This is a genomic window from Brucella intermedia LMG 3301 (assembly GCF_000182645.1).
GTDB classification, from domain to species: Bacteria; Pseudomonadota; Alphaproteobacteria; order Rhizobiales; family Rhizobiaceae; genus Brucella; species Brucella intermedia.
In genome coordinates, this window is record NZ_ACQA01000002.1 from 1,485,339 (window position 1) to 1,510,654 (window position 25,316).

Consider the following 25,316-nt stretch of genomic DNA (forward strand, 5'->3'; position numbering starts at 1 on the left):
TGCGCTTTGGCTTTATCTGGAATTAAGGAAAGAGGACTGAACATGACGAAAGAAGTTGAATGGGCACGTATGACCGCACCGGACCTGCGCGAGATTGCAGGCAAGCCGGGTGCCCTTGCTATTCTGCCTGTGGGATCGCTTGAGCAGCACGGCCCTCATCTGCCGGTCATTACTGACACGACGAGCGCTTCGGCAGCCGCCATCCGCGCCGCGCGTCTCGTAGCTGAGGAGATTCCCGTCGCTGTCCTCCCCGGCCAATGGCTTGGCATGAGCGAACACCACCTGCCGTTTGGCGGCACTATCACGCTTGATTACGATACTTTCAGCCGTGTCATCCGATGCATAGCCAGATCATTGAAAACACTTGGGTTTTCACGTCTCCTGATTGTCAATGGACATGGCGGCAATATCGATCCGCTTTCGGTCGCTGTCCGCGAACTGGCTGTTGAATTTGCGATGCCAATCGTGGCCACCACACCGTGGATGCTGGCAGGCGACGAAGCACGAAAAATCTTCGAGGTAGATAATGGACCCCATCATGCCTGTGAGGGGGAAGCTTCCGTCATGCTTGCCATTGTCGGTGATGCCGTGAGGACGGACAAGTTCGGACAGGCATTCGGCAATCAGCAGCATCCTGTCGACGTACCGGCAGACGTTTCGCGCTTCTATTCCTTTGCCGAGCGTGCGCCGGTTACCGGAACATGGGGAGATCCGCGCAGCGCCACGGCCGAAAAGGGAGAGCGTTTCCTCGATCTTCATGCAAGGGAACTCGTGAAACTGATCCGTAATGATGTGCTCTGGACCAAACCGGATTCCGTTTGGACACCTGGACGCGGCCTCGCGACAACAGAAGGGCGAGCCGACTAACTTGCTGGGCAAACGGCAACTCGAAAAGAAAACACGATTGTGGGAACAAAAATGAAAATGAAGTCGAAAACAACACGCAAAACTCTGCTGTCACTGTTGGCGGCGGCAGCATTGTCCAGCGTAGCGCTAGCCCCGGCAATGGCAAAGACGCTGGTCTATTGTTCCGAGGGCGCACCGGAAGGCTTCGATGCCGCGCTCTACACGACAAACAGCACATGGGACGCTTCTGCCGAAACGATCTACGACCGGCTGACTGAGTTCGAAAGCGGCACGACCAACGTCGTTCCCGGCCTCGCAGAAAGCTGGACCATCTCTGACGACAATCTCGAATATACGTTGAAGTTGCGGCAGGGGGTGAAGTTCCATTCGACCGACAGCTTCACGCCAACCCGTGAATTCAACGCGGACGACGTTCTGTTCACCTATAATCGCCAGCTCGAAAAGCAGCACCCGTGGAACAATTATTTCGTCGGCGCAGGTTGGGAAATGTTCAACGCCATGGACATGCCGGTGATTATAAAGAAAGTGGTCAAAGTCGATGACCATACCGTCAAGTTCGTTCTCAACCAGCCGGATGCATCCCTTCTGGCGAAGCTCGCCCTTAACTTCGGCTCGATCATGTCGGCAGAATATGCCGAGCAATTGGCGAAGGCCGGGCAGCGCGAGGATCTCGACCGCAAGCCGGTGGGCACTGGTCCGTTTCGTTTTGTGGATTATCAGACCAATGCAGCAATCCGTTTTGCTGCCAATGCAGACTATTGGGGCGGTGCGCCCAAAGTTGACAACCTGATCTTCGTGATCACGACGGACCCCGCCACCCGTATGCAGAAGCTTCAGGCAGGTGAGTGCCATATCGCAGCCTATCCCGCGCCGGCGGATGTCGCACGGCTGAAAGCCGATCCAAACCTTACTGTTATGGAACAGCCGGGACTGAACGTGGCTTATCTCGCCATGAACACGCTGGACGCTCCATTCGACAAGGTGGAAGTACGCCGCGCCCTGAACATGGCCATTGACAGAAAGGCAATTGTGGAAGCTGTCTATCAGGGCATGGGACAGGTTGCTCAAAGCGTCCTGCCACCCAGTATGTGGGGCTATAATGGTGATATAAAGGGGTATAGCTACGACCCTGATGGAGCAAAGAAGCTCCTCGACGATGCGGGCGTCAAAGACCTCAAGATGAAAATCTGGGCGATGCCGGTCAGCCGGCCTTATATGCCAAATGCGCGGCGTGCGGCTGAGCTTATGCAGGCGGATCTCGCCAAGATCGGCGTCGGTGTGGAGATCGTCTCCTACGAATGGGGTGAATATCTCAAGAAGGCTCGTGACAAGGATCGTGACGGGGCGGTGGTGCTCGGAGGCACCAGCGATAATGGTGACCCTGACAATCTGCTCAGCTATTTTTTCAGTTGCTCCGGCGTCGGTGGAAGCAACAACGCCAATTGGTGCTACAAGCCGCTGGAAGATATTCTGCAGAAGGCGAGAGTGAGCTCTAACAAGGATGAGCGAACCAGGCTCTATCAGGAGGCACAGGCAATCGCCATCTATCAAGCCCCATGGGTTCCACTTGCGCATTCAACGGTCGTATTGCCGATGTCCAAGAACGTGAAGAATTACGTTATGGAGCCACTCGGGTCGCACCGCTTCGAGAAGGTCGACATCGCGGAATAAACAATGCACCACTTGCCGACGCTGGCTTTACAGCGTCGGCAACAATTGGATTCTGCTATTTATTGGCTGCGCAGACGTTCAAGCATGCAGGCGATCACTCGGTTTGCACAAAAAGCACAGTTCTGTATGCACGGGTGCCGTTGTTCCGGCAAAAAGCACTGCTCCTGAATATGGCATCACAATGTCGCTGCCGTCGGCGCGTTTCCCGATGACTTCCCCTTTTTCAACTTTTTCGCCAGCCGCAAACTGCTTCAGCAAGTGATCATCTTCGTGATCGGCCAGAATAGCATCGCTGATTTCAAGCACCGATGACGGGTGCACCATGGCTGGCTGTGCGGAGATCAGGCCGAGCGACGCCATTCCGTTGACGACACAATCATAACCGACTTGTGGTCCGTTGGGATCGAGATGCTGACCGCATTCGACAGTCACGCCGTAGCCCCCCGCAAACCGCATATATTCAGTGGTGCCGATGGCATGCAGGGACGACAGTCCTTCGGTGACGCCCGCTTCACGTTTCTGCTCAAGTGCCTTTTCGTGCGCTGGAAGCCAACCATGGATAATGATTGGAAGGCCAAGCGCCTTGGCGAGCTTTTCTTCCGCCTCCTGATGCGCGAAAGGTTCGAGCGTTCCGTTGTTGTTGCGTGGCCCCATGAGAGCAAGCGGTGGACCTTCTGAACTGAAGGAATGAAGATCGATCAGCACGTCGTGGGCGCGCAGCAACGGACAGATGACATTGGCCACGCGGTCTTCGTTATCCTGGGGGATAGCGGCTTCGGAAAGATTGCGGTTGAAATTGCGATCGCCGAAGCGGGTATCGTTACGAAAGGCAAGTCCATTCACAACCGGCACAAAGGTCACCGTGCCGCATTCCAGGCCCCTTTGTCCGGTGCGGAACTCGTGGATCAGGCGTGTGATGGCGTGGGGGCCGCATGGTTCGTTACCATGGACAGAACCGGTCACAATAAGGCGCGGACCGGGCTTCAGGCCATGGAATGTAACTGTCTCTATAGCGGTGGGCGGGGTTGTCACCCGGGGTTCGAGGGTCATTTGCGCCCCGTCGACCGATGCGATATCGATAACCATTCCGGGGCGCACCCGGCGCGCCAGTTCCGTCAGATGTTCGTGGGCAACGACGACACAGCCAGATGTACCGCTGAAATCGGGGCGGGCCGCATGTATGAAAATTGCAGAACCGCCGCGTGCATCGGGCAGGGCATCATTCCATCCGACAGGGATAATCAGATCGAAGAGCCGCTCACCCCGACGGGAGGCTTGGGTTTCATCAGTTTCAAAAACCAGCTGGTTGTAAAAGGGACTGTCTGGATCTTCCACCCAGCGGTAGTTTTCGGGCTTGGGCAAAAAGGGGAAATCGAAACTGCGTGGTTCATCACCAAAAACCGCAGGATCGTAAAAGCCATAACGCAAAGGATAGCGACCGCGGGGTGTTTTTCCATCACCTTCGCGCTTCAGGTGCGGCTCCACCAACCCATTGCGGCCTACCGCGCATTTGACAGTCCACTCGCCAATAGTAAGCAGGCCGATATGCGGGTTCTGCTGGTCTTGGCCGGTACGAACGACAATTGTAGGCTGTTCAAGCGTTCCGACCAAAAATGGATTCTGACTCATGATCTTAGCCTTGTTTTAACAAGTGACAACGGGCTCGGTGGAAGGAACTGCCGGCGAGTTGGTGAAAACGGGAATATCGCCAGAGCGGCAAAAGAATGGCAATGGACAACGAGGATGGAAGGCACAACCTTGCGGAGGGTCGACAGGCGAGGGAGCCTCGCATCTCATGCGGTGCTTGCTGACAGTTGGAGCCAGAAGATCAGGTATCGAAGCGATCAATGGTTGAGTGCGTCAACTGTTCCTGTCGCCAACAGCCCTTCAGCCCATCCGGAAAGGCCTGATCTTCTCTGAAGACAAGAGAAATCATCCAGTTTGCGGATGACTGCCTTATCATAGCCAACCTGTTTCAAGAATGCTGCGCAGCGGCGTTTACGAAGGCGTCAAATAGCCGGCTGCCGGGATGCTCGGCAGTACCAAATAATTCAGGATGCCACTGTACTCCCATCGCAAATGATTGTGAGGGAATTTCAATCGCTTCGATTACGCCGTCGGATCCGCGAGCGGTGACAGTTACCTCCTTGGAAATATCAACAAGTGCTTCGCGATGGAACGTATTCACGTTAAATTTGTCCACCTGCAATATTCCAGCCATTTTTGTTCCCGCCGAAACAGCAACTTCATGCAGAAGATCAGCTTGATCGTGATTGATTGCATTCGGCAGGCTCGCGTGGACGTCCGAAACCATCCGACAGCCGTTCAGACAACCCAGCATCTGCATCCCATTACAGATGCCCAGTACAGGCTTATCCCTGGCAAGAAATCCCTTCATCAGGGCGACTTCCACTTCAAGACGATCAGAAAATGGGAAAGCAGACCGATCCCCTTCCACGTACCAGGAATCGGGAAATTTTATTCGAGCACCGATGCTTAAGAAGCCGTCGAATTCCTGGGTAACCCGATCCACTATATCTGAGAGGTAGGGTATGCCGTATGGAACGCCGCCAGCCCGGTGTATGGCTGCAAAATAATGTTTCGAAATGTCGTACCGATCTCCACCGGCACTGGTGTTTTCTCCCATTATTACTGCAATGGCGGGCTTGGGATTCCCGCTTTTACGTTGATTGTTCAATTTCAGCACCATCATGTTGTTATCGGGATTAAAGCCGCGCAAACTTTATATTGCCTTCGCGGTAGTCGGGGATGCCAAGTTAGGACATTCTCTCTGATAGAGCTCGGTTATTTTCTGTCTTGTCCGGATCAAACGGGATGCTGGGCCATCCAACAGATATTCGGCCGCCTGTGGGCGGCTATTGTAATTGGAGGACATCGATGCTCCGTAAGCTCCTGCGTCGTGAAACACCAGATAGTCACCGACATGAGCCGGTGGCAATTCTCTCATTTCCACGGTGCCATCTTGTTGTTGTGTAAAAACATCTCCTGATTCACACAGGGGCCCGGCAATGACAGTCGGGCGCGAAGCTTCAGTCTTCCGGGCCCTACTATTAGCCGACAAAACTGAAATATGGTGATAACTGCCGTAGAGAGCCGGACGCATCAGGTCGTTGAAGCCCGCATCGACCAGAGTGAAATGATTGTCGCCCATCTGTTTGGTGGCACGCACCTCCGCCACGAGAACCGCCGACTGTGCTACCAGAAAACGACCGGGCTCAATCTCAAGACGCACCGAATGGCCTAGTTTTTTCTCTGCCTGCCGGCGGGTCTGGTCCCAAAGATTGAAATAGTGTGCGACGTCGATGTCCTGGTCCCCATTCTTGTAGGGCACAGAAAGACCCCCACCAGCAGATATCGCCTCAAAATCGTGGTCCACCGATGAAATTATATCGGTCATGGCTTGGCAGACGCGCTCAAGGTGGCGATAGTCGACGCCTGAACCGATATGAAGGTGGAAGCCTACCAGATGGAGACGGTAACGCTCTAACAAGGTAATCGCTTGGGCAAGTTGTCCATGCCAGATGCCGTGTTTGCTGTTTTCTCCGCCGGTGTTGGTCTTCTTGCTGTGACCGTGCCCGAAGCCTGGATTGATACGCAGCCACACACGATGACCAGGTGATCTTTCGCCCAATTGGTGCAGCATGTCCAAAGAGCCTGCATTGACTTCAATCTTCTCCCGCACAACATAATCGAGGGTATCACGGTCAAAAAGATCGGCAGTGAAAACGATGCCCGCGGCGCCGGTGGCTGTAGCGGCTGCTGAAAATCCCGCCTGTTGCGCTCGTTTTATTTCACCGTGAGATACCGCATCAACGTGCACGCCAGCCTCGCGCATGAGCGACAGAATATTGACGTTGGAACATGCCTTCTGCGCAAATCTGACAATATCGAAAGGGGCAAGACGATCAATCTGCCGACGAATTACATCAGCATTATAGATCCATAACGGCGTCGCATATTGGGCAGCCAGCTCGCACAACGTGTCTTGAGGGAATTCACTCTTCATTTTATCACTTTCAGATGGAATATCAGATACGGTCGGTGAGAGTGACCGAGTGAGACAGCGCTTTTCGCTCGCCTTCACCGATGGAGGTTGGATGCGATGTACCCGTCGAAGGTTACGTCTACCGGGCCCGTCAGCATGAAAGTCTCGCCATCAAAAACTTCGACTTCAAGCTGACCACCGGGCGCATAGACTGTAACCTTGTCGCTCGATATGAGACCGGCCCGTCTTGCGGCGAGGACAGCGGCACACGCGCCGCTGCCGCAGGCTTGCGTGAGGATGCCTGGACGTTCATAGACGACGAGCCGGATCGAATCTGGGCCGGTAACTTCGGCCACGCCGATATTTGCCTGCTCGGGAAGATAGCCACTTTTTTGAACGGGATCGGCAAGCGCGGCAATGTCGAGCCCACCCAGGTTTTGAACAAAATAAACGAGGTGGGGATTGCCAATATTGATTGCGATTGGGCTAACCAGCGGTCCGCTCTCCAATTGGGCACCCGCAGATTCGAGGGAACCCGCCAGAGGAATTTCGGGCCAGTCCCATTTGGCGTTACCAATACTGAGGCTAACCTTGTGATCGCCGGCCCGTTTCGCCCGGATCGGCCCACCGAGTGTCTCGATGACAGCTTCGTCTCGCTCTGTCTCTTCCATAATCAACCAGGCTGCGCAACGGGTAGCGTTCAGACATGTTTCCGCTTCTTGTCCATCAATATTGTAGATGCGAAGCCGAACGGAAGCCTCAGGTGATTCAGGCGCTTCGAAAACCAGTAGCTGATCGCCGCCGATACCGACGTGGCGGTTGCAGACCCACTGGATATAGTCGGAAGATTTCCGAAATGGGGTACTGCGACCGTCAATGACGACGAAGTCGTTGCCAAGCCCGTTGCATTTGATGAAGTATTGTTTGCCTTCGTCTGACCGTGGAATAGCGAGCCGGAACGACGTCATTGTATCTACTTCACTCTTTCCATTTATTGGAGGAACGATCCGTCGTCTTCTTGACCACCGACAGGTTGTTTTGCGACCGTCCAGTGTCCCCATTTTTCGGTAAGGCTAACAGAGCATGACATGCCGTCAAATTCCTATTAATCATGATAATAGTCATTTATGATATGTTGTGAAAATCGTCGTGGAGGGGGACCATGCAACTGACGCACCGGCAGTTGGAAATATTTCAGTCATTGATGCAGACTCTCAATGTGACCGAAACTGCCAAGCAATTGAACTCGTCCCAGCCAACAATCAGCCGTGAGTTGAAAGCGCTCGAAGCTGACCTTGGTTTTACGCTTTTTCAACGCGAAAAACGTCGTCTTGAGATGACGCCACAGGCGGTAGCGCTCAATGTGATTGTGCAACGCTCATTTGTCAGCCTCGCCGAGATTGCCCGGACAGCACGTGCCATCCGCGGCGAAAGGCTCCAACGCGTGACTGTGGCGTGTCTGCCAGCATTCGCCCACGCGCTTATGCCACAGGTGGTTCACAACTTTCGCAGCATCTATCCCGATGCTTCTCTCAAAATTCATTCGCTGGAGGAAACCGCATTAACACGTGATCTCCTCAGCAAGTTTTTCGATCTTGGAGTCGTCGAAGGTAACGTCGCAGGCAACACGAACTCCATTATCAATCTCTACGCAGGGGATTTGCTGTGCATCATGCCGCGCAATCACACCCTGGCACAACACGACGTGCTTGAGATGGCTCATTTCGATCGTCATGATCTCATCTATTATTCCGAAGAAGATTCCTATCGCCGCCAGATCGACGCGCAGTTCGATGCAGCAGGCATTGCGCGTAATCTGGTCGTAGAAACAACGACGGCAACCTCGATCGGCACAATGGTTGCCGCCGGAATTGGGGTCTCGATTATTAATCCACTAAGTGCGCTGGCTTTCGAAAGCGCGGGGGTTGTTCTCCGGCCGCTCGCCCAACCCATCCCTTATTACCTGAATATATGGCAACCGGACCCTTTGCGTAGAAGCCAGCTAGGAGAGCGTTTCATCGAGACCATCGTTAACACGATGAATTCAACTGTTGACGCCCTTATCGCGCGAAATCTGTGCGCTCCACGGTCGAATTGAACAACAGCGGAAAACATATCCTGCTTGAATGAAACTATCATCAAACGATATTTTCCAAGTTTTGTTCATGAAGATATAGTCTACACCCGGCTTGCATCGTATAGGAGACCTGTATCTAAGATGAAAATTGGAATAGGTGGCTTTCAGCACGAGACCAATACTTTCGCACCCGGTACAACAGGTTGGGCCGAGTTCAACACGCCCGGAGGGTGGCCTCCACTGACATTGGGAGCCGCTATCCCCGAAGTCACGAGGGGACGCAATCTGCCTATTGCGGGCATGATAGACGAGGCAATTTCACAGAACGTCGAATTCCACCCGCTTGTCTGGTGTCAGGCCGAGCCGGGTGGAACCGTCGAGCGGCTGGCATATGAGCAAGTGGTCGCCCTTTTTCTTGATGCGATTGCATCGAAAGGGCCTTTCGACGGACTATTACTGGATCTCCATGGAGCGATGGTCGTCGAAGACATAGGAGATGGAGAAGGCGACTTCTTGCGTCGTATCCGCGAGGCTGTCGGGCCTGAAGCCCCTATCGCCTGTAGTCTCGACCTTCACGCCAATATCAGCCCGGAAATGGTAGGCCACAGTGATTTCATGTCCGCCTACCGCACTTATCCTCACGTCGACATGAGAGAAACAGGACGGCGGACAGCACAGGTTTTATTCAACATGTGCAGAAGTGGCACGCGTTTTGCCAAGGCGCTGGTTCAAACGCCCTACCTCATTCCCATTCCATCTCAATGTACATTGGCTGAGCCGACATCCTCGATTTATACCCGGCTGGAGCAAATCGAGCGCGAGCATCGTTTGCATCTCAGTTTTGCGCCTGGGTTTCCGCCCTCCGATACCTTGGATTGCGGTCCGGCGATAGTTGGATACGGCAGGGAAGAAGCCCCCGATCTCGACCGGCATATGCAGTCGCTTGCCGATTGCATCCTGAAGGCAGAAACAGACTACGCCAGAGACCGCGTATTCAATGAAGGAGAAGGTGTCAGTCTGGCGCTGGAAGTGGCGCGTTCAACGACAAGGCCGGTAATTCTCGTCGATACACAAGACAATCCCGGCGCCGGTGGTACGGGTGACAGCACCGGCCTGATCCGCCAACTCTTGGAGCAGAGGGCAGGAGATGCAATCGTCGCTTTTGTTTTCGATCCCCAAGCCGCAGAGATTGCACACCGGCAGGGGACTGGTGCCCGGTTCAAGACGGAAATTGGCGGGCGTTCAGGGCCGGATGGCATTACGCCACTCAAAGCAGAGTTCGAGGTCCTTGCTCTGGGAAACGGAAAATTCAATGGAACTGGTGAATTCTATGCGGGGAGCGCAATTGACATTGGTTTGACGGCTTTGCTCCGAATTTCCGGTACCGGTGTTTCTGTAATCGTGGGCAGCAGGCGGTCGCAGGCAGGAACACAGGCCATATTCTTTCATCTCGGCATAGATCCAAAAAGGGTAGGAATCATCACCCTTAAAAGCTCGGTACACTTCAGGGCAGACTTCCAGTCGATAGCCGAGCGAATTATTGTGATAAAGAGTGCGGGATTTAATACGGCCGATCCATCTGAACTACCGTATCGTAAAATCCGGCCCGACCGGCGTCTTTGTCCCGAACCATCGTCCATAATCTCAACACCGTAAGGATTAATCCATAACACCTGAAATGAACCAGTTCTCGGTGTTATGAAAATCGATCAGTTCCGGTTAAATCGGAATCGCGGAAATGCTCTTGCGGTGAAATTTGCATTCACCGAACCACATATTTTGCCAAGTTATCGTATCGCCGTCTTGAGACAGCACAAGCTGAGCTACCTTATCGTCTTTGCCCCACCAGCGTTCCGGAGCCTTCAGCGAACGCAAGGGATATGTACCGGCAGTATCGGCTTCCATGAGGCAATATTGGTAGTCCGGCAAGAGCTCAAGCGAAGTCGTCAAACAGCCGTTGCGGGCTTCGATCCGCAAAGCACCCATCGGTCCGCCTTCAAAAACGCCGGCAATGGAAGCATCAACTGGAGCCGGCTTCATATTGCGCCAAATGGATTTGCGATATTGTGATTGCCTTCCCGCCAAGGAAGAAACCGCTTGCCCATAAATTGTCGCAACCGCTTCTGCCTCACCACGATCGAGCGCCACGGCAAGATCGGCAGCTGCATTGCGGAAATCTTCAATCTCTGTGCCGCTTGCATTGATGGAAATGAAGATTCCGAACCCGCTATCGGGCACCAGACGAGTGAGAGAAAGTACACCGCCAATAGCGCCGGTATGATCCACAACAGTTAAATCGTTACCGCTGCCTATGCGCCAACCGAGGCCGTAGCCAAGGAAAGTGTTCTCCGGGGTGGTTCGGGAATGAATGCGCTTTAGTTCTGCAAGCCTGGCCGCTGGCAGAACCGCGGCGCCATTTGGATGAGCGTTCAGATTGAACAACAACCACTGGGCGGCGTCATTGGGGCTTTGTGAAACCGACCCCGCTCCGATGAGGTTGGAAAGCTTTTCCAAGGCGACAGGTAGCATTGCATCGCCATTTCGCACATGCGGTCGAGCGAAACGCGGATCGGTTTCCAGATCGGGCCGATCAGCGGATGCCGTGGTCATTCCAAGGGGCTCGAATATATATGCCGCTGACGCATCGGCAAATGTCTTGTCGCTCACCCGGTTACATACTTCGGCAGCGACGGTGAAATGGAGATTTGAATAGGAATATCGATCGCGAAAAGGGGCGATCATTGGAACACCCCCAGCGCCGTTGACCACTTCTTCAAAAGACAGGATGGAGCCGTACTCTACAGCGGTTGCCTGGCCTATGCCCGTCCGATTGGAACACAGGTCCCGCAACGTTACCTGTTCGGAAATAACCTGGGGACCAAATGCAAATTTCGGCCATATCTCCTGGATCGGCCGATCCCAGTCCAGCTTTCCTTGTTCCGACAGGACCGCGCATAAAGTGGTCGTAAAAGCCTTTGAACAGGATGCAACGGCAAACAGGCTATCCGCCGTGACGTTGCGCTCGGTGCCCGCCTCCAGAACGCCGATGCCGCCCGTATAGAGAACCTTTCCCTGGCGAACGATGGACAGTCCTATGCCGGGAATACTAAGCGGCCCGCTTTGTTCGCGCAAAAACGTTAGCAGGCGATCAACGAGAGTATCATCGGAGATGCGGGTCATAGGTATCCAATCCGTTCAAAGCCGATCGAAGCTCGATCATGTTTTTAAATGGCCAGTGAAGCTGCGGCGCAGTGCAAAATCTTTCCAGTCTTGAAGCTCGTCAAGCTTCCGCGGGCACTTCGCTAAGCTTGACGCCTGGAAAATGGCAAGCGGCATGATGCAGACCGACATCCCCGGAAAGTACTGGTTCGTCGGTTCGGCAAATATCCCGTGCGCAGGGGCATCGAGTGTTGAAACGGCAGCCCTTGGGCAGGTTCATCGGGCTGGGTATTTCACCCTTCAAAAGCGGGCGGGCCCTGTTGCGCTGGTGCGGATCAGCACGGGGCACGGCGGAAATCAGGAACTGCGTATAAGGGTGCTGCGGATTGTTGAAGATTTCTTCCGTCGTACCCACTTCAACCAGACGCCCAAGAAACATGACACCGACACGGTCGGCGAATTGTCGTACGACACTCAGGTCATGCGTAATAAATAAGTATGTAAGCTGTAGTTGTTCTTGCAAGTCTCGAAGGAGATTAAGAACCTGGGCCTGGATCGAGACATCCAAGGCAGAAACAGCTTCATCGCAGACAATGAATTCCGGATTGTTGGCGAGCGCACGTGCAATACCGATGCGTTGGCGCTGCCCCCCGCTGAACTGGTGCGGATAGTGATTGATCAGATGCGGACGCAGACCGACCATATTGAGGAGCTCTTTACAACGCGTCTCAATTTGCTGGCTGGTACCGAAATTGTGCGCGCGCAACGGCTCGGCCAGAATATCCCTCACCCGCATTCGCGGGTTCAATGATGCGTAAGGGTCCTGAAACACAATCTGGATCTGTTTGCGCAGTTCGCGCATTCGTGCTTCGTCAAGCGCATAAATATCCTGGCCTTTAAAGCTTACCGTACCGCTACTGCGCTCCAGAAGCCGCAAGATGACGCGTCCAAGAGTAGACTTGCCGCAACCGGATTCTCCGACCAGTGCGAAGGTCTCCCGCTCATAGATTTCCAGCGAAACGTCATCGACTGCGCGAACCACTTTCTCGTCAAACGAAAACAATCCCTTGCCGAGCCGGAAGTGCTTGCTCAGTTTTTCGGTGGAAATGAGAACCTTGTTCATAGAGAGGCTCCTGCTTTGTCATGCAGCCAGCAGCGTGCTTTGTGCCCATTCTCCAATAGGTTCAGATCAGGCGCCTTAAAGCTGCAAACGGACATGGCATCACTGCAACGGGGATTGAAACGGCAGCCACCAGGAAGTCTGGCCAGATTGGGCACCATACCGTTGATGCTCTTCAGACGCGTACCGTCCGGCTTCTCGTTGGCCTTCGGTATCGAGGCCAGCAGGCCACGGGTGTAAGGATGAGATGCACGATCGAAAACATCGTATACATTGGCCTGCTCGATGATCTGACCCGCATACATCACATTCACTTCGTCACACATTTCGGCGATGATGCCCAGATCATGAGTGATCATGATGATGGCAGTGCCGACGCGGTCGCGCAGTTCCATGATGAGACGCAGTATCTGCGCCTGCGTCGTGACGTCCAACGCTGTTGTCGGCTCATCAGCAATCAGCAATTTGGGTTCACAGATCAATCCCATGGCTATCATTGCCCGCTGGCGTAGGCCGCCCGATAATTCATGCGGGTAGGCGTCCAGGCGGGCTTTCGCTTCGGGAATGCCAACCATCTCAAACATTTGCCGGACTTTGTCGCGAACGTCGCGTTTAGAAAAATTGCCATGAATCTGCAGCGGTTCACCCACTTGCTGCGCCATGGTTATGACCGGGTTGAACGAAGTCATCGGCTCTTGGAAGACCATCGACATGTCGCGGCCTCGTTTCGAGCGGAGTTGATCTTTGGTGAGGGTTGTCAATTCCACGCCATCCAGCATGATACTGTCAGCGCTAACGGTCGCGGGGGGTGATGGAACCAGCCCCATCAGGGACAAAGCCGTCATGCTTTTGCCGGAGCCGGACTCTCCCACCAAACCGACAATCCGGCCCTGCCCGACATCAAAAGATACATTGTCGAGGATGCGGACTGTTCCGCGATGTGACTTGAATTCAGTGCGCAGGTTGCGCACTCTCAACAGAGGCCTTTGATCGGTCATATCAGCCGCCTTAATCTTTCATGTAAGGATCGAGAGCGTCACGCATCCCATCGCCGATGAAGTTGAATGCCAGCACCGTGATCAAAATTGCCACGCCGGGCATGATGGCAACGAGAGGAGCAGCAAAGAGATATTCCTTTCCCTTGGCAACGAGCAGGCCCCAACTTGCTTCAGGGGGCTGCACACCAACGCCAAGGAAACTGAGACTCGATTCCCACATGATCGCTTCAGGAATGCTGAGCGAGAACAGAACGATCAGCGTAGGCACTACATTGGGAAACAGATGCCGGAACATGATCGTTGTCTTCTTCGATCCGTTGGCGCGAGCGGCCTCGATAAACTCCTTTTCTTTCAATGCCAGCGTCTGGGAACGTACAACTCGGGCTACACTTGCCCAGCCGACCAGGCTGAGAGCTATGAAGATGTTGAACAAATTCGCGCCAAGTGTGTACATCACCACCATTGCCAGCAATAGCGACGGAAAGGCGATCATCATGTCGGCAAGGCGCATGATCGTAAAATCGATCCGTCCGCCATAATAGCCGCTGACGATGCCCATGATGGCGCCGATTATCAACGATATGAAGCTCGGAACGATGCCGACCACAAGCGAAATGCGCGCACCGTAAAGTATGCGTGTTAAAACGTCCCGTCCAAAATTATCAGTGCCGAGCCAGTGTGTGAGCGATGGCGACAGGAATTGCTCGTTCATATCGACGCGATATGGATCATGAGGACTTATATAAGGTGCAAATACTGCCGTCAGCACCAGAACGACGATAATAATCAAGCCCGTCATTGCCATTCGATTGCGACGAAATATTCGAACTGTGTCGCGCAGAAAGCTGGCGCTCTCCGTTTCTTCGACATAGGCGTCGTTTGCCTGAGCGAGTTCGGTCATTTCGCCCCTCCCTTCATCTGATGGCGAATACGGGGGTCAAGAACGGAATAAAGTATGTCAGCAACCAGATTGCCGATCAGTACCAGTACAGTGGCAAACAGAACCGACCCCTGAAGTAGAGGCATATCGCGCGCCTGAATTGCGTTAACTGATATGCGGCCAATACCCGGAATGCCGAAAATCGCTTCCGTAATGACTGCGCCAGACAACAGTCCGGCAACTTGGATTGCCATGATTGTCACAACGGGAATAAGAGCATTTTTAACGGCATGGCGAAGGATGACGAAAATCTCGCGCAGGCCCTTTGCGCGCGCTGTTCTCACATAGTCGTTTCGCATGACTTCCAGCAGGCTTGACCGCGTCAAACGCGCGATAACGCCTGCCGAACTCCAGCCCAGCACAATAGCTGGCAGAATGACATATTTGAAGCCGTAGAAGCCCGATACCGGAAGCCATTTCAACTGCATGGCAAAAATATACTGCAACAGGAGCGCGGACCAGAAAACCGGCATCGAAACGCCCAGCAGCGAGAAACCCATGAAAAAATGATCGAGCGCTGAATCGCGCTTTACGGCTGACAGGATGCCGACCGGAATGCCAATCATCCATGATACGAGGGCCGCACAGGCCGCCAGATAAAGCGTGTTGGGAAACGCTTGAAGGATCAGGGTCGTGACATCGCGATTGAGCTTTATGGAAACACCCAGGTCGCCTTGAACCGCAGCGAACAGAAACCGGAAGTAACGAGTGATCAGTGGATCATCAAGATGCATCTGAGCTCGCACGCGCTCTATAACTTCAGCGCTGGCATGCTCTTTCATCAGCAAGGCGATTGGATCGCCTGGAATGATATTCATCATGATGAAGAGCAGTACGGTCACGCCGATCAAGACGGGAATGGAGACCGCAATACGCTTAATCAGAAAGGTCAGCATTGCGTGGAGGCTTTCATCTGTATGGCTAAGATAACGCCGCACGAGCATTATCTTCGGCTGACATGAATTGACGAGCTGGAGCTGGCTCATCAATTCATGCTGGGATGGAGCTGTAAGAATGGAAGTATGACCGAGGAGTAGGCATGACTCCTCGGCCAGTATGATTAGTCTTCAACTTCCATCTTATAGTAGCTCATGCTTGTCCATCCGTTCCATGGGACCACAAAATTCTTCACCCGCGGCTGTACGACAAACAGATGGTTGAGACTATACATTGGAACCCACGCAGCATCCGTCTGGACAATACGCTCGGCGAGCTTTGCATACAGTTCGCAGCGCTCGTCGGGGTTGGTCATGCTCCGGGCTTTTTCGATGCCGTCGAAAACTTCTTGATCTTCGTTATTGAAACCACGCACCGAAGTGCCGGTCTTGCTAAAGAAGGTGTAGAAGAAGTTATCCGGATCATTGAAATCGGCAGACCAGACCTGGGAATAATTGTTGATGGTGCCGCCTTTGCGCATGGCGAAATATGCCGATTCATCAACGACTTTGATTTCAGTGTTAAAACCGGCTTCTTTCAACTGCGCCTGAACGAGCTGATTCAGGTCAACCCACTTTGACGACCAGCTGCTCACTTGAGAAAAGGCAATGTCCACCCCGTCTGGATAACCTGCTTCGGCCAGCAGTTCCTTGGCCTTTTTGGGGTTATATTCAATCGGCGTGGCCGGCTTGTAACAGGTGAGACCGCTTGGAAGAACACCATTCTCGAGCTGTCCTTCACCATAGAACATCTTGTCTAGTATTTCCTGACGGTTAATACCCATCTGGAAAGCTTTTCTCACCCGCACATCGTCAAAGGGCTTAATCTTCTGGTTGATGTGGTAATAATCCAAGCCGGCAATCGGACCCTTTCGAATCTGGTCCTTCCATTTTTCGTTCTTCATAAAATATGGAACTTGCGTGATAGCTGAGTCCGTATCGAAAACGTCTATCTCGCCAGATTCGAACAACATACGCATGGTTTCCGCGTCGGGAACAACACGGATGAGAACGCCATCCAACTTGGAACGGCCTTTGAAATAATTCTCATTGGCTTCCATCATCTGGCTGTCGTTCAGATTATACTCTTTCAAAATGAACGGGCCGGTACCGTTAACAGTCTCAGGCGACAGACCATATTTGTCACCGAGTGGCTCGGTAAATTTGCGATTATAGATTGATGCCTGTGGACTGGCGAGCAGTGCAATGAAAGCCGAATAAGGTTGGACCAGAACAATCTTGACTGTATATTTATCAACAGCCTGCAAACCTGAGACGGACTGCGCTGAGCCATCAAGCCGTTCTTTCGCCCCTTCGACGAAGTCCAGGATATCGGTGTTCAACGCTTTGGTTGCAGGATTCAGCATGCGGTCATAGGTGAACACGACATCGTCGGCTGTCAGTTCCTCGCCATTATGGAACATAACGCCTTTGCGCAAATGCAAAGTGTAGGTTTTCCCGTCTTCAGAGACTTCCCAGCTTTCAGCAAGCGATGGAACGATTTCCGACTGCCCGGGAGCTACCGTTTCTGCTTCCACCAGCCGGTCATATACATTCAGCGGAATTGTATAGTCATTCGTCGTCATCTGGACGTCTATGGTCCGAGGATCGTCAGAATTCGCCAAACGTAGTATCTGATCAGCGAGTGCTGGTGACATCAAAGTCAAATTGACCAATCCGGTGGCCACTAGCAATCTAGCTCTTGTAAGCATTCTATCCCCTTTTATACATTCAACCCGAATATTCGGTTGTGTTTTGTTTTTCAGGCTTTGTGGTTCATTTCCAATGTAGACTTAAATATATTGGAAAAAATAATCATAATATCCAATAATATTTGAGTTTATTTAATTCTCCTGCGTCGAATTTACTTCATTTGCAATTGAAGGCGCGACGTCGCCGACCGAAGATAGATCGATGGCCACAAATTGAAGCAACCCTTGCATCTCCTTGAGAGCACATGGCGTTGAATACAGCTGCCCTGTGCTCCGGTTTACGTAGCCAGGTATCGCTAATCACTGGTCGCAACTCTCATTTCCCCATTTTTAGTGAAAAGCATGCGGTAGGTGGGTACAAATGTAAAATCCCAAATGGGTATGGTGTTATTCAAACCTGATATGAATCTACTAACTAAGAGACGGCCTATCTCCAAGAAAGATATGTTAGAAACAGCAGTGGATGGTTAGCCTTAAGCATTCTGTTCTCAGGCTCAGCGGACCCCGTTAAATTACAGAGTATCCGCGAGCCGTTCGAGCAGGAATGAGGGAGTTCAATCCCTGAGGAAAAACTCTTCGCGCTCAATAAGGGTTCAATATGAAGCATGACGATCGGCGTTCCCACTGTGGAAGTCGCGCCTGATATCGGCTGGCGCTGCAAGTCTTACATTGCGTTGATTGGCAACCTTATGAAACAGCCGGCGGAGTACAGCCCGCTTGGCAGGCTGAGGGTAGCAGCGCCGCCAAGCTTGCACTTAAGATTGGCGCACGTAATGCGTTGGACTGATCTGGTTCATTGGTAGATGAATTGGCACAAAATCCGGCGCCCTTACGGCACTCGGAATTTCATCCGACATAGGTTCGCGGCCGATTGGACGCCGTGCGGGGTCGGCAACAGGAACGGTCGAAAGCAGCTTCTTGGTATACGGGTGCTGAGGATTGTTAAAGACCGAGCGGCGATCTCCGATTTCCACGATCTCGCCCAGATACATGACTGCAACCCGATGTGCGATGCGTTCGACGACAGCCATATCATGGCTGATAAACAAGATTGCGATACCGATATCCCGTTGAAGGTCCATCAGCAGATTGATGACTTGCGCCTGAATTGTCACGTCAAGTGAAGCAACAGCTTCGTCCGCGATGATCAGGCGCGGATTGAGCGCCAGTGCGCGAGCAATACAGATACGCTGGCGCTGACCACCGGAAAAGGCGTGCGGGTAGCGGTCAAGGTGGTCAGCCGGGAGGTTGACCCTGGCGAGCAGATCAACAGCCCGTTCCCGCAGTTGTTTTGTTCGTCCTGCCCGATGGACACGCATGGGATCAATCAAGGCCTGTTCTATAGTCATGCGCGGGTTGAGCGATGAGAACGGATCCTGAAATACCATCTGTGCTTCGCGACGAAATCGTGTGAGCGCCGCTTTGGATGCGCCGATGAGTTCGGTTCCATCATACCGGATCGAACCGGACTGCGGTTTGTCCAGTTGCATGATGCTCCGTGCCACCGTGGACTTGCCGCAACCGGATTCGCCCACCAGCGCCAAGGTTTCGCCGGGGAAGATATCAAAGGAAACACTCTCGACCGCATGGACACGGCCGGTAGTACGTCCCAAAAGGCCGCCCTTGAGCTCAAAGCGTGTAATGAGGTTACGAACTTCAACAAGAGGAGCTTTAGCAATATTTTGCATGGCAGCATCATTCATTGCGCCACCTCCGTCAGAACCAGATCTGGCTCGTAAACAAGGAGAGGAAATTTTTCAGGTCCGTCCTTATCTGCCATGCTGCCAAGCCGCGGGACAGCCGAGATCAATGCTTGTGTATACCGATGCCGCGGATTGTTGAATATCTCGTCGACAGGTCCGGTCTCAACTATCTCCCCCTTGAGCATCACACACACGCGATCCGCGATTTCTGCAACAACGCCCATGTCGTGGGTGATGAACAGAACTGCCATACCGATTTCCCGTTGCAGCGCTCGCACCAGATCCAGTATTTGAGCCTGGATAGTAACGTCCAGCGCCGTCGTGGGCTCGTCGAGGATCATCAACGACGGCCGACATGCCAGAGCCATCGCGATCATCACCCGTTGGCGCATACCGCCAGAAAGTTGATGCGGATATTGGTCCAGCCGCCGCTCGGCATCGGGCACACGGACAAGTTTTAGAACATTTAGCGCTATCTGCCTTGCATCATTTGGCGTTTTTTTCTGGTGCCTGATAACGGCTTCCGCAATCTGATCCCCGACGGTGAAGACGGGGTTCAGGCTAGACATAGGATCCTGAAAGACGATTGAGAGTTCAAAGCCGCGCAGCCCCTCGACACGCCTTTCGGAAAGTTTTACCAGATCTGCAATCGAACCGTCCTTCAGCCGCATCAGGATTTGGCCATCAGTAATCCTCGCACCATCAAATTCAGTCAGGCGCATTACCGTCATCGCCGTCACGGATTTCCCCGAGCCGGATTCTCCCACCAGCGCGAGGGTTTCTCCATGCCCGATCTGAAACGATACTTTGCGCACGGCGCGCACGGGCTTTGCAGCGTTCGGGGCGAAACACACTTCGAGATTTTCAACGGACAGGATGATGTTGTCGGGAAGGGCTAAACTACTTGTCGATATCCTGGTCAAACTGGTTCCCCTTGCGATTGGCCCGCTTTTTGGGAACATCTAATGCTTTGTCCAAAGCTCGTGTCAACATACCGTCTTCGTAACAAATGGCTTGCCGCGGGGACAAACAGCTGGCGGGAAGAGACCAACCATGCCTATTCAATCAAAAAATCCGGCCGAGAGTGCTTCTGAAAAAGGTTATGCAAACTTTGCATTACCCTCTCTGTTTTCGCATGGACACTCTCAGCGCAGCTTAAGTGCGGGATCGATTAGGCTGCGCGCGCGGCTCTGGTTTTCTGCGAGATATTTCCAGAATGCCTCTGCATCCCGGTCTTTCGCGCCAGCGCGCCGGAAGATTCGAATTTCTATCTCCAAGGACATTTGCTGGCCGCCGATTTGAGTCAATTCGTTCTGGCTGATCGATTTCTGCACACATATCTGGGGCAACCACGCGATCCCTTGACCGGCGATAGCCATTTGTTTGAGGCCCTCCGCAAGCGAGGATTGATACACGGTGCTGAGGTTGAGCGGACGTCGCCAGCGTGACTGGATGAGAGAAATGAGCTTTCCCAGATAGCCGTCATTCCATGAATAGGAAAGGTAAGGAATTCTTTCGCCCTCAACCGTGTCCAGATCGTAAAGAGGTTTGCCTGCTGCATCAGTTCCCGAGACGAGGATGAGACGATCTTTTCCAATCTGCAAAGATTCGAACGGCCCCGCTTCGAGAACGGGTGGCCCATCAGGGTGGTCATAAGTAATCGCGAAGTTACATTTTCCAGAAGACAGGTGTTCAATACATTCGAGAAAATCACCCGTGTGCATACTGCAGCGAACAGGGGAACTCGGAAATCCGGAACCGCTGATCCAGTTCGGGAAGAAGTAGATCGCCAGTGTGTGCAGGGCGGCGAATGTAAGAAGCTGCGAATTGGCGCCCGCAACATTGTGGCAATCGGTGCGAAGACGGTACATGTCTCTAACGAGTTCCTGACAGCGCGGTACGAACATGTTACCAGCACTTGTCAAATGCACCGGATAGGTACTTCGATCAAGAAGATCTGCGCCGACCCATGACTCCAGCGACCTGATGCGCCGACTGAACGCTGGCTGCGAAATATTTCGCGATGCAGCAGCCGTGGAGAAATTCCGCGTCGCAACAATTTCCAGGAAGTCCTCGAGCCAAGCTAGCTCCATAACGACCTCATGCGTTATTTGCATAATTCATTCTAACTACGCATTGGACACCGATGCAAGTGTGCTCCTAGCTTAAATTCAAAAGAAGACTGCAAGACCAAATAGGGGAACATATCCATGAAACGTGCTTTGGCTCTGGCCCTTTCCTGTGGCCTTGGCCTGGCGGTGGCGCCTGCTGTCGCGCAGACCAAGAATCCAGGAACATTTGTCTTTCTTTGGACTGACGATATTCAGTCCTTCGATCCGGCCTATATTGCAAATACGCCCAGTTCCTACGGCGTGCTGAACGTCTATAGTCGCCTTCTCAATTATAACGGTTCACAGATTTCGGAATTTGTGCCCGCCCTTTCCAGCGAGGTGCCGACGCTGGAAAACGGACTTATAAAACAGGGCAGTGACGGATCGATCAGCTATACGTTTCCCATCCGCAAGGACGTCCACGCTCACAAAGTAGGGATTAAGGGTAGCGACGGTAAGATAACCTGGCAAAACTACGACGGTTTGGCGGGTGACCAGAAGGCGAAGATAGAACCTGGATATGGCCAGATCACACCTGAAGACGTGCGATACTCGCTGTTGCGGGCTATTCTCATGGGTCAATCATGGATGTCGAACGCCATCACCGAGGTGGTAACAGCCGGGAAATATCCGGATGTCACGAAGTGGGTCGAGACCGAGGCAAATGTCAAGGATATCAAAGACGCCGATCCTCAAGCCCTCCGCAATGTTTATGACCAGCTTGCATCACAAATTACCGTCGAAGGGGACAATGTCGTCCTGAAACTTCCGAAATCCTTCCCGGCTACGCTCGGTGTTCTGGCTCTCCCTTTCGGTGCTTCCATTGTTGACAAGGAATGGGTTGCTTCGGTCGGCGGGTGGGATGGCAATGGTGATACGTGGATAAAATATTATCGTCCCGAGCTTGGCGACGACCCGTTGTTTGCCCAGGAAAACGGTACCGGGCCTTTCATGCTCGAAGAATGGGATCGTACTGATCGCCGCATCACGCTCAAGCGGTTCGATAATTACTTCATGGGACCAGCAAAGCTCGAGCGCGTGGTCATGCGCACGGTGCCGGAATGGACGACACGACGCCTGCAACTCCTTTCGGGGGACGCCGATTTCGTCACGGCTCCCGTTGAATTTCTTGATGAACTCGGCAAGACCGAGGGTGTCAAGGTTGTTGACGGACTGCCTAAGGTTTTCAGTCGCGGACTTTATTTTGCGTGGCCTTTGGATGACGCGGACAATCCCGCACTCGGCAGCGGCAAGCTTGACGGAAACGGTATTCCGCCGGATTTCTTCGCCGACATTGATGTGCGCAAAGGTTTCAACTACGCACAGAACTATGATGCGCTTATCAAACAGGTTCTTCTGAACAAGACCGTCCAGTCGCGTGGCCCGACCGTGCGCGGCATCATGGGCTATCGTGACGATTCTCCTATCTATAGCTACGATCCGAAGAAGGCCGCAGAACATTTCAAGAAGGCTTTCGGCGGCAAGCTCTGGGAAACAGGCTTTACCTTCACGGCCTATGTACAGGAAGGCACGCCGCAGGGTACAGCCGCATTGTCTGCACTGCAGCAGGGTTTGCAGCGCATCAATCCCAAGTTCAAGATGAAGATCCAGTCGCTGCCTTGGGCATCGATTTCGGACAAGCTCAATAATCGCGAAAAGCCGGCGTCTCCGCTGACCTATATGGGCTGGGGCCCAGACTATTCCGATCCAGGTGGTCCGCTCGGTGCAGCAACTTACTATCTTTCACCAACAGGTCTCGTTGGCGGCATGCTCGGCGATGGTTATCGGGGGCTGATGGCCGAAAAATTCAAACCCTTGCTGGACGAGGCTTGGGCTTCCTCTGACCCTGCCGTTCGCGAACCAATCTATGCAAAACTGCAGACGATGTCTCACGACTACGCAACCACCCAGTTCCTCTGGGAAGATTTCGGCTACATCGTTACCCGGAGTAATATCGACGGTTACGTACATAACATGATCCTCTACGGTGCCTGGGATTTTTACCCGGTGACCAAGGCTGACTGAGCCCTTGCTGAAACGTGCCGGGCGATACGATCGCCCGGCTCTTTTCCCCAACTCCAAGCGAAACGGATTCTGGTGTGCTGAATTACGCTTTGAGGCGGTTGCTGACGCTTCCCGTCGTCCTTTTTGCCTTGTCATTGATGCTCTTCGCGCTGCAGATGTCGCTATCGCCAACACAACGGCTGGCGGCTTACGCTCCTTCGCCTGACTTTCTCAAAGGGGGACAGGAGAGCATCCGGCGCATGATCGAACAATACGGGCTTAACGATCCCTTCCACGTTCAATACGGCAGATGGATCGGTAATATCATGACCGGCAATCTCGGTTGGTCCGAGACTGCACGTCAACCTGTATCCCATGCGCTGACGTCTCTTTTGCCTGCAACACTGGAGCTGGTTCTACTGGCCTTCATTCCAAGTTTTCTGCTTGCGATCTATCTGGGCTCGCGTGCGGGCATTTATCTCAACAAATGGCCGGATCACCTTATCCGTATATTCACCATTCTGGGGTGGTCGTTTCCTGTCTACGTCTTTGGACTGTTGATGCTGCTGATTTTTTATTCCGCGCTTGACTGGTTTCCGCCGGGAAGGCTCAGCCAATGGGCGCAAGCGACTGTCATGTCCCCGGATTTCACCAGATATACCGGCGCCAATACCATTGATGCGATCCTCAATGGCAATCTTCAGATATTCTGGGATTCCCTTCGTCACCTTGCAGCCCCTGTCATTACGTTGACCTATGTCAATCTCGCCAGCATGACCCGTGTGATGCGAACCTCGATGCTGGAGACCCTCCGTCAGGATTATGTGCGTACTGCACGAGCCAAGGGTATGCCTAAACGCGTTGTGGAACTGCGCCATGCCCGCCGCAATGCGCTTCTACCCGTTACCACAATTGCTGGCATGGAGCTGGCGACGATGATGGGCGGCGTCGTTATCACGGAAACCATCTTCGATTATGCCGGGCTTGGTCAGTTCGCCGCCAAGTCTGCCGCCAATCTGGATTTTCCGGCAATTCTCGGCTTCAGCCTCTATTTCGCGATCGTGCTTGTACTAATGAACCTGATCGTTGACCTGATTTATCCGTTACTCGATCCAAGGGTGAAGACACGATGAAATTGCTGCGATATCTGCTGCGTAATCCTGTCTCGCTCATTGGAGTCCTGATTTTGCTGGCCTTTGTGCTGGTGGCAATATTCGCGCCGGTACTGGCGCCGCCGCAGGAATTCCAGATGTCGGTCTATGACACGCCGCGAGCCGGCTTTCTGGCGACACCGCAACCGCCCTCCGCCGAAGCGATCTTCGGGACCACGGAAGGTCAGTATGACATCTATTATGCAGTCATATGGGGCACCCGTACGGCCTTCAAGATCGGCCTCGGTGTGGTCGCCATTTCCGTGTTGATCGGAACATTGATCGGTTCTGTCGCCGCCTATTACGGCGGTGCAGTCGATGAGATTCTGATGCGCATTGTCGACGTATTCATGGCTGTTCCATTCCTGATTGCAGCCATGGTCCTGACCGCCCTTCTTGGAAAGGGCATCGGTCCGATTACGATCGCGCTGACAACTTTTGGCTGGATGGGATACGCCCGCGTCATCCGCAGCGAAATCCTGCGTATTCGTGAGATGGATTATGTCCATGCCGCCCGAAGCTATGGAGCCGGAGATCTTCGTCTTATTGCGTTGCACATTCTGCCCAACGCCTTTTTTCCCGTCCTTGTTCTGGCCACCATGGCGACGGGCTCAATGGTACTTTCGGCTTCAGCGCTCAGTTTCCTTGGTGTCGGCACTGAGGAAGGCTATGCAGACTGGGGGCAATTCATCGCGTATTCGCGAAACTGGATCGTGGGTCAGCCGGGAAACCCTTTCCAATACTGGTACACGCTGGTCTTTCCCGGCGCTGCAATCTTTCTCTTTGTTTTGTCATGGAACCTTGTCGGCGACGCGCTGCGAGATGTTCTTGATCCTCGCCACTCAAGCTGAACCTCGGGAGT

19 protein-coding genes and 1 pseudogene are annotated in these 25,316 nt (G+C 53.2%); 7 read left to right on the plus strand and 13 right to left on the minus strand.

The window, feature by feature from the left end; translation table 11 throughout:
• Nucleotides 1-42: 42 nt before the first annotated feature.
• Both OINT_RS19450 and OINT_RS19455 read left to right on the plus strand, forming a co-directional pair.
• Entirely contained in the window at nucleotides 43-867 is an 825-nt protein-coding gene (locus tag OINT_RS19450) for a creatininase family protein (RefSeq protein ID WP_006470762.1), read from the plus strand.
• Between the two features lie 57 nt (nucleotides 868-924).
• On the plus strand, nucleotides 925-2,538 hold the full coding sequence (locus tag OINT_RS19455; protein ID WP_006470761.1) for an ABC transporter substrate-binding protein: 1,614 nt from the start codon (nucleotides 925-927) through the stop codon (nucleotides 2,536-2,538).
• A 78-nt stretch (nucleotides 2,539-2,616) separates the two neighbouring features.
• Here the strand turns inward: OINT_RS19455 and OINT_RS22560 are convergent, their stop codons facing one another.
• The 5 genes from OINT_RS22560 to dapF form a co-directional block, all read right to left on the minus strand.
• Entirely contained in the window at nucleotides 2,617-4,167 is a 1,551-nt protein-coding gene (locus OINT_RS22560) for a L,D-transpeptidase family protein (protein ID WP_006469618.1), read from the minus strand.
• Between the two features lie 15 nt (nucleotides 4,168-4,182).
• Complete coding sequence (locus tag OINT_RS24455; RefSeq protein ID WP_075041748.1) at nucleotides 4,183-4,386, minus strand: hypothetical protein; 204 nt, start codon at nucleotides 4,384-4,386, stop codon at nucleotides 4,183-4,185.
• Between the two features lie 127 nt (nucleotides 4,387-4,513).
• Nucleotides 4,514-5,251 carry a gamma-glutamyl-gamma-aminobutyrate hydrolase family protein gene (locus OINT_RS19465; protein WP_235691685.1) on the minus strand — a complete coding sequence of 246 codons (738 nt, stop codon included), beginning with the start codon at nucleotides 5,249-5,251 and terminating at the stop codon, nucleotides 4,514-4,516.
• 30 nt (nucleotides 5,252-5,281) lie between these two features.
• A complete protein-coding gene (gene lysA, locus OINT_RS19470; protein WP_006470760.1) occupies nucleotides 5,282-6,565 on the minus strand; it encodes a diaminopimelate decarboxylase in 1,284 nt (427 codons plus the stop codon).
• A gap of 74 nt (nucleotides 6,566-6,639) precedes the next feature.
• Nucleotides 6,640-7,512 (minus strand): diaminopimelate epimerase, encoded by an 873-nt coding sequence (gene dapF / locus OINT_RS19475; protein ID WP_006470759.1) that lies wholly within the window; start codon nucleotides 7,510-7,512, stop codon nucleotides 6,640-6,642.
• Between the two features lie 194 nt (nucleotides 7,513-7,706).
• On the opposite strand from dapF, the gene OINT_RS19480 reads away from it, so the two are divergent.
• Together OINT_RS19480 and OINT_RS19485 are read left to right on the plus strand one after the other, a co-directional pair.
• On the plus strand, nucleotides 7,707-8,642 hold the full coding sequence (locus tag OINT_RS19480; protein ID WP_006469623.1) for a LysR substrate-binding domain-containing protein: 936 nt from the start codon (nucleotides 7,707-7,709) through the stop codon (nucleotides 8,640-8,642).
• 24 nt (nucleotides 8,643-8,666) lie between these two features.
• Nucleotides 8,667-10,277, plus strand: coding sequence for a M81 family metallopeptidase (locus OINT_RS19485; RefSeq protein ID WP_006469624.1), 1,611 nt, complete (start codon nucleotides 8,667-8,669; stop codon nucleotides 10,275-10,277).
• A 63-nt stretch (nucleotides 10,278-10,340) separates the two neighbouring features.
• On the opposite strand, the gene OINT_RS19490 is transcribed toward OINT_RS19485, so the two are convergent.
• The 8 genes and pseudogenes from OINT_RS19490 to OINT_RS19525 all read right to left on the minus strand — a co-directional run bounded on the left by OINT_RS19490 (nucleotide 10,341) and on the right by OINT_RS19525 (nucleotide 21,281).
• Nucleotides 10,341-11,801 (minus strand): serine hydrolase domain-containing protein, encoded by a 1,461-nt coding sequence (locus OINT_RS19490; RefSeq protein WP_006469625.1) that lies wholly within the window; start codon nucleotides 11,799-11,801, stop codon nucleotides 10,341-10,343.
• Nucleotides 11,802-11,901: 100 nt separating this feature from the next.
• Entirely contained in the window at nucleotides 11,902-12,903 is a 1,002-nt protein-coding gene (locus OINT_RS19495) for an ABC transporter ATP-binding protein (RefSeq protein WP_006470757.1), read from the minus strand.
• The gene (locus tag OINT_RS19500; protein ID WP_006469627.1) at nucleotides 12,900-13,898 is read right to left on the minus strand and encodes an ABC transporter ATP-binding protein; all 999 of its coding nucleotides are present in this window, start codon (nucleotides 13,896-13,898) and stop codon (nucleotides 12,900-12,902) included. Before OINT_RS19500 ends, OINT_RS19495 begins: the two co-directional genes overlap by 4 nt.
• A gap of 10 nt (nucleotides 13,899-13,908) precedes the next feature.
• Complete coding sequence (locus OINT_RS19505; RefSeq protein WP_006469628.1) at nucleotides 13,909-14,799, minus strand: ABC transporter permease; 891 nt, start codon at nucleotides 14,797-14,799, stop codon at nucleotides 13,909-13,911.
• Nucleotides 14,796-15,824, minus strand: coding sequence for an ABC transporter permease (locus OINT_RS19510; RefSeq protein WP_235691686.1), 1,029 nt, complete (start codon nucleotides 15,822-15,824; stop codon nucleotides 14,796-14,798). The genes OINT_RS19505 and OINT_RS19510 overlap by 4 nt, the downstream gene beginning before the upstream one ends.
• A gap of 74 nt (nucleotides 15,825-15,898) precedes the next feature.
• Nucleotides 15,899-17,359: an ABC transporter substrate-binding protein gene (locus OINT_RS19515; RefSeq protein ID WP_006470753.1), complete on the minus strand. Its 1,461-nt coding sequence runs from the start codon at nucleotides 17,357-17,359 to the stop codon at nucleotides 15,899-15,901.
• Between the two features lie 881 nt (nucleotides 17,360-18,240).
• A pseudogene (locus OINT_RS24460) lies at nucleotides 18,241-20,150 on the minus strand (ABC transporter ATP-binding protein).
• Nucleotides 20,151-20,333: 183 nt separating this feature from the next.
• The gene (locus OINT_RS19525) at nucleotides 20,334-21,281 is read right to left on the minus strand and encodes a LysR substrate-binding domain-containing protein (RefSeq protein WP_006470752.1); all 948 of its coding nucleotides are present in this window, start codon (nucleotides 21,279-21,281) and stop codon (nucleotides 20,334-20,336) included.
• 117 nt (nucleotides 21,282-21,398) lie between these two features.
• On the opposite strand from OINT_RS19525, the gene OINT_RS19530 reads away from it, so the two are divergent.
• From OINT_RS19530 to OINT_RS19540, 3 genes are all read left to right on the plus strand, one after another.
• Nucleotides 21,399-23,324 (plus strand): ABC transporter substrate-binding protein, encoded by a 1,926-nt coding sequence (locus OINT_RS19530; RefSeq protein WP_006469634.1) that lies wholly within the window; start codon nucleotides 21,399-21,401, stop codon nucleotides 23,322-23,324.
• 239 nt (nucleotides 23,325-23,563) lie between these two features.
• A complete protein-coding gene (locus tag OINT_RS19535; RefSeq protein ID WP_006470751.1) occupies nucleotides 23,564-24,436 on the plus strand; it encodes an ABC transporter permease in 873 nt (290 codons plus the stop codon).
• Entirely contained in the window at nucleotides 24,433-25,305 is an 873-nt protein-coding gene (locus OINT_RS19540; RefSeq protein WP_006469636.1) for an ABC transporter permease, read from the plus strand. The genes OINT_RS19535 and OINT_RS19540 overlap by 4 nt, the downstream gene beginning before the upstream one ends.
• Nucleotides 25,306-25,316: the final 11 nt, after the last annotated feature.

Excerpts from the sequence above, each read along its gene's own strand:
- OINT_RS19450 (WP_006470762.1), top strand. The coding sequence starts at position 43 with ATGACGAAAGAAGTTGAATGGGCACGTATGACCGCACCGGACCTGCGC.
- OINT_RS19455 (WP_006470761.1), top strand. The coding sequence starts at position 925 with ATGAAGTCGAAAACAACACGCAAAACTCTGCTGTCACTGTTGGCGGCG.
- OINT_RS22560 (WP_006469618.1), bottom strand. The coding sequence starts at position 4,167 with ATGAGTCAGAATCCATTTTTGGTCGGAACGCTTGAACAGCCTACAATT.
- OINT_RS19465 (WP_235691685.1), bottom strand. The coding sequence starts at position 5,251 with ATGATGGTGCTGAAATTGAACAATCAACGTAAAAGCGGGAATCCCAAG.
- lysA (WP_006470760.1), bottom strand. The coding sequence starts at position 6,565 with ATGAAGAGTGAATTCCCTCAAGACACGTTGTGCGAGCTGGCTGCCCAA.
- dapF (WP_006470759.1), bottom strand. The coding sequence starts at position 7,512 with ATGACGTCGTTCCGGCTCGCTATTCCACGGTCAGACGAAGGCAAACAA.
- OINT_RS19480 (WP_006469623.1), top strand. The coding sequence starts at position 7,707 with ATGCAACTGACGCACCGGCAGTTGGAAATATTTCAGTCATTGATGCAG.
- OINT_RS19490 (WP_006469625.1), bottom strand. The coding sequence starts at position 11,801 with ATGACCCGCATCTCCGATGATACTCTCGTTGATCGCCTGCTAACGTTT.
- OINT_RS19495 (WP_006470757.1), bottom strand. The coding sequence starts at position 12,903 with ATGAACAAGGTTCTCATTTCCACCGAAAAACTGAGCAAGCACTTCCGG.
- OINT_RS19500 (WP_006469627.1), bottom strand. The coding sequence starts at position 13,898 with ATGACCGATCAAAGGCCTCTGTTGAGAGTGCGCAACCTGCGCACTGAA.
- OINT_RS19505 (WP_006469628.1), bottom strand. The coding sequence starts at position 14,799 with ATGACCGAACTCGCTCAGGCAAACGACGCCTATGTCGAAGAAACGGAG.
- OINT_RS19510 (WP_235691686.1), bottom strand. The coding sequence starts at position 15,824 with ATGAGCCAGCTCCAGCTCGTCAATTCATGTCAGCCGAAGATAATGCTC.
- OINT_RS19515 (WP_006470753.1), bottom strand. The coding sequence starts at position 17,359 with ATGACGACGAATGACTATACAATTCCGCTGAATGTATATGACCGGCTG.
- OINT_RS19525 (WP_006470752.1), bottom strand. The coding sequence starts at position 21,281 with ATGGAGCTAGCTTGGCTCGAGGACTTCCTGGAAATTGTTGCGACGCGG.
- OINT_RS19530 (WP_006469634.1), top strand. The coding sequence starts at position 21,399 with ATGAAACGTGCTTTGGCTCTGGCCCTTTCCTGTGGCCTTGGCCTGGCG.
- OINT_RS19535 (WP_006470751.1), top strand. The coding sequence starts at position 23,564 with ATGATCGAACAATACGGGCTTAACGATCCCTTCCACGTTCAATACGGC.
- OINT_RS19540 (WP_006469636.1), top strand. The coding sequence starts at position 24,433 with ATGAAATTGCTGCGATATCTGCTGCGTAATCCTGTCTCGCTCATTGGA.